Source organism: Stenotrophomonas sp. 05L44_2 (assembly GCF_056665995.1).
Map to the genome: position 1 here is coordinate 1 of NZ_JBFTNR010000324.1, position 4,609 is coordinate 4,609.

A 4,609-nucleotide genomic window follows, 5' to 3' on the forward strand; every position below is an offset into this window, starting at 1 on the left:
GTGTCGGATTGCGGGGTGTCAGCCGCATGGATGCGGCTGCCAAGCCTACAAGGACGTACTTGCGGCGTCCCCGCCATCCGACACCGCCCCGCCCTCCACGGAATACCCGCTGTTGCTGTTGCTGTTGAGGTTGCCGGCCAGCGGCCGGCACTACTGCAGGTGCAGGGCGCAGCCCTGCCGAACCCTACCCCTCTGCCATCGCCTGCCACCATTGCGCCAGCAGCTCCGGCCGCCGCAAGCGCTCGCGCCACCAGCGCAGGGCCGCGCCATCTTCACCGGTGCGCCAGGCTAGCCAGAAGGTCTCTTCCGGCTTGTGCTCCTCGACCTCGCGGATCACCAGCTGGCCGCGCGCCACCGCCGCGCGCGCGCAAGGCTCGGGCAGGAAGCCGAATCCCAGCCCCTGGCACTGCAGCTTCAACTTGCTGGCCATGTCCGGCACGGTCAACGTCTCCTGGCCCATCAACAGCCCCACCGTTCGTGGCAGCAGCCGCCGCGCAGAGTCGGACACGGCGATCGCGCAATACGGCGCCAACTGCTCGCGGCCCAGCACACCCGGTACGGACGCCAGCGGATGCCCGGGTGCCACCGCAAACACAAAATCAACGCTGCCCAGCGGCTCGACCACGTAGCCCCCGCCACTGGGACCCTCACCGGGAGCCGCGACCAACAGGTCGGCGCGCCGGTCCAGCAGCGCTTCCCAGGTACCGGACAGTGCTTCGCCAAACAGGCGCAGCCGGGTGGGCGCCGCCACCTCGCGGAACGCGGCGATATCCGGCCCCAGCAGCCAGGTCGGAAACACCGAATCCACCGCCAGGGTCAATTCCGCCTCCCAGCCCGAGGCCACCCGCCGCACCCGCAGCTCGAGCTCCCGGGCCGCACGCAGCAGGTGCCTGCCCTCCTCCAGCAGCGCGCGCCCGGCCTCGGTCGGCTCCGCCCGCGGGCCGATCCGGTCGAACAGCTGCACCCCCAGATCCTCTTCCAGCTTGGCCACGGTGTAGGAAATGGTCGAAGGCACCTTGTGCAGGGCCTTGCCGGCGCCGGCAAAGGAGCCTCGGCGGTCGATCGCATCCAGGATCTGCAGGGCATCGAGGCTGAGCTTGAGCATTCGAAATTTTCGATGATGGCTGTCAAAACTATCCGTTTTTCAAACCCAAGGTGCAAGCGGATACTTCTCTTCAACGGGGAAACACAGCGGCTACCCGCCCACCCCGCCCCATCGAAACCATCGAACAAGGAGATTCCATCATGCTGCAGATCCGCAAGAGCGCTACCCGTGGCCTGGCCGAGCATGGCTGGCTGTCCTCGCGCCATACCTTCTCGTTCGCCAGCTACTACGACCCCCGCTATGTGAGCTTCGGCCCGCTGCGGGTCATCAACGAAGACAAGGTGATCGGCGGCCAGGGTTTCGGCACCCACAGCCACAGCAACATGGAGATCGTCTCCTACGTGCTGGGCGGCGCGCTGGAACACAAGGACTCGATGGGCACCGGTTCGGTGCTGCGCTACGGCGACGTGCAGCGCATGAGCGCAGGCAGCGGCGTCAGCCACAGCGAGTTCAATCATTCGGCCAGCGATCCGGTGCATTTCCTGCAGATCTGGATCTTCCCGGAGGCCGAGAACATCGCGCCGTCGTATGAGGAGACCCACTTCACGCCGGAGAGCAAGCGCGGCCAGCTGCGCCTGATCGCCTCGCCGGATGGCGCCGATGGTTCGCTGCATATCCATCAGGATGCGCGCATCTTCGCCACCATCCTCGATGGCGAGCAGAAGCTGCACCACGCCCTGGCTGCCGGCCGCGGCGCGTATGTGCAGGTGGCGCGTGGCCAGCTGCAGGTCAACGGCATCACCCTGGAAGCGGGTGACGCACTGCAGGTCAGCGACGAGGCACAGCTGACCCTGGAAAACGGCAACGACGCCGAAGTGCTGGTGTTCGACCTGAAGCTGTAACCAGCATGCCCGCGATGCCATCCGGCATCGCGGGCATGTCCTGTTGCAACGCGATCAGAACCTGTACGTCACTGCCAGCCGCACGTTGCGCGGCTCGCCCCAGGTGTAGGTGCTGTACCAGCTGAAGATCGTGTAATAGCGCTTGTCCAGCAGGTTGTTGACGTTGACCGTGGCCGACAGGCGATCGTTGAACTGGTACCGGGCCATGGCATCCAGCAGCCAGTACGGCTGGGTGCGATGAACCACCGACGTGCCACTGGCGGGGTTGGTGATGTCGCCGAACGTGGAGTCCTGCCAGCGCGCACCGCCACCGACGGTCAGGCCCTGCCAGTCGCCGCGCAGGCGGTAGCTGGTGTGCAGGCTGAACTGGTTTTCCGGCTCCAGCGTGGTCACCTTGCTGCCGGCCTGGCGGGCGATCTTGTGCGCAAAGCCACCCTGCACCTGCCAGCCCTCGGCCAACTGCCCGGACATCTCCAGTTCGTAGCCCTTGGTGCGTACGCCCATCAGTGCGCGATAGGCGTCTTCTCCGTTGGGCGTTTTGCCGCCTGTAGGCTGGGCGAAATTGTCCTGGTCGAGCTGGAACAGTGCCGCGCTGGCATTGAAGCGGCCGTCGAGGAACTCCGCCTTCAGGCCCATTTCATAGCTGCGGCCTTCCAGCGGATCCAGTGCCTTGCCCTGTTCGTCGCGTTCGCTGTGCGGCTTGAAGATGGTGCTGTAGCTGGCATACACCGAATAGTGCTGGCCAAGGTCGTAGACCACGCCGGCATAAGGCACGAACACGCCGGTCTCGCGCGTCTGCGGCGAACGGTAGCTGGCCAGGCGGCTGCCGACGATCACCTTCAACGGGTCGGCCACGTCGAAGCGACCGACCACGTACAGGCCGTTCTCGCGGGTCACCTCATTGTTGCCATAACCGCGCTGCCATTCCGGCTCCGGGATGTCGCCCTTCCAGCTGTTGTAGTCGGCAACGGCGGTCGGGTACCCGGGCTGCGGCGAATAGCCGGTGTTGGTCCAGCGCTTGCGCGAGGCACTGCCGCCGACCACCAGTTCATGCTGGCGACCGAACAGGCCGAAATTGCCGCTCAGATAGAAGTCGGCCGCGTTGCTGACCGTCTTGCCGACGTACTTGCCCAGCCACAACGAGACGCCTTCGCCGGTGACCGGATTGGGATTGCCACCGGCCGCACCGGCCAGTGCCGCATCGTAGCCGTTGACCTGATGGTTGAGCTGCAGCTTGGCTACCCAGTCGTTGTCGAAGGTATGTTCCAGCGTGGCAAAGCCGGTGCGCACGTATTGGCGCCAACCGCTCCAGTGGGTGCCGTTGTTGAACGAGCGCGGCATGTCGTTGAAATTGCCCTGGCTGTCCAGCAGCGGAATACCGCCCCAGGTCGAGCCCTTGGGATCGCTCTCCAGCACGTCGCCACCGACTGTCAGCAGCGTGCGTTCGCCCAGATCGGCTTCCAGCACGGCATAGCCGACCTTGCTGGTGCGCTGGTAGAAATCCAGATTGGAATGCTTGTCCTGCCAGGCACCTACCGCGCGCCCGCGCACGCGGCCATCGGCGGTCAACGGTCCGCCGACATCGACTTCGGCACGGTAGTCGTCCCAGCGGCCGACCCCCAGCGTCGCACTGCCAGCAAATTCCTTGCCCGGCTTCTTGCGCACCAGGTTGATGGTCGCGCCGGGGTCGCCCATGCCGGTCAGCAGGCCGGTGGCGCCCTTGAGCACTTCGATGCGGTCRTAGATCGCGGTATCGCTGAGCGTATTGCCGGCCGAGTACGCCGAGTCGCGTGACATCGGAATGCCGTCGTACTGGAAGTTCTGCACGGCAAAACCACGTGCGTAGTACTCGGTGCGCTCACTGTCGTAGGTGACGATGCTGATGCCCGGGGTCACCCGCATCACGTCATCGATGCCATCCAGACCGAAGTCGTCCATCTGCGCACGGGTGATCACGCTGATGGTCTGCGGGGTCTGCCGCGGAGTCAGCACCAAGCGGGTGGCGGTGGCGATGGTACCCGGCGTGTACGCGCCGCTGCCCTCGGTGATGGTGCCCAGCTGGTTGGCGGTGACCTGCACGGTCTGCAGGGTCTGCGAGGCTGTCCTGCCCTCTTCTTCAACCGGCGCCGATTGCGCCGAGGCGGCGCCGGCAGTGGCCACTGTGGTCAGCAGAAGACCATTGGCAAGGGCCCTCGCCAATGGGCGGCGACGCAGGGACAGCACGGAAAAACGAACAGGCACAGACGACACGACGGGACCTCCACGAAGGGGTGGGATCCTCTGGCGGCGGCTCGAGGGGAAGGGGGAAATGCGGCCAAGGGCGGCCGGCGCAGGAGTTTACTCTCCTGCGCCCCCGCTGTCGTGGGGTGGCGCCAGTGCCTGACCTGGGACTGCTGCCTGGCGATAGTCAGCCGTCGACGGCAGCCACGGCCTCCAGGATCAGCGCTGCCACTTCGGAGGGATGCGAGGCCAGCGAGGCATGGCTTGCCTCCAGCTGCAGCAGGCGCTTGGGCTGCATGCGTTCGGCCATGGCCTTCTGGTTCTGTGGCGCGATCATCCGGTCCTGGCTGGAAAGCTGGTACCAGCTCGGCTTGTGCTTCCACGCCGGATCGCTGATCGCATCGCCGAAGGTACTGGCCAGCGGCGCCTTCTGGGTCACCGC

The 4,609-nt window shown here is 65.8% G+C and carries 3 protein-coding genes and 1 pseudogene; 1 reads left to right on the forward strand and 3 read right to left on the reverse strand.

Features of this window, described 5'->3' with window-relative positions:
* Positions 1 to 184 precede the first annotated feature (184 nt).
* Positions 185 to 1,105, reverse strand: a complete 921-nt coding sequence (locus tag AC1VAN_RS12515) for a LysR family transcriptional regulator (protein WP_025878941.1) — start codon at positions 1,103 to 1,105, stop codon at positions 185 to 187.
* Positions 1,106 to 1,245: 140 nt separating this feature from the next.
* On the opposite strand from AC1VAN_RS12515, the gene AC1VAN_RS12520 reads away from it, so the two are divergent.
* Positions 1,246 to 1,947 carry a pirin family protein gene (locus tag AC1VAN_RS12520; RefSeq protein WP_025878940.1) on the forward strand — a complete coding sequence of 234 codons (702 nt, stop codon included), beginning with the start codon at positions 1,246 to 1,248 and terminating at the stop codon, positions 1,945 to 1,947.
* Positions 1,948 to 2,001: 54 nt separating this feature from the next.
* On the opposite strand, the gene AC1VAN_RS12525 is transcribed toward AC1VAN_RS12520, so the two are convergent.
* Positions 2,002 to 4,197, reverse strand: a complete 2,196-nt coding sequence (locus tag AC1VAN_RS12525) for a TonB-dependent siderophore receptor (protein ID WP_313115650.1) — start codon at positions 4,195 to 4,197, stop codon at positions 2,002 to 2,004.
* A 157-nt stretch (positions 4,198 to 4,354) separates the two neighbouring features.
* Positions 4,355 to 4,609: pseudogene (locus AC1VAN_RS12530) on the reverse strand (alpha/beta hydrolase); the annotation flags it as partial.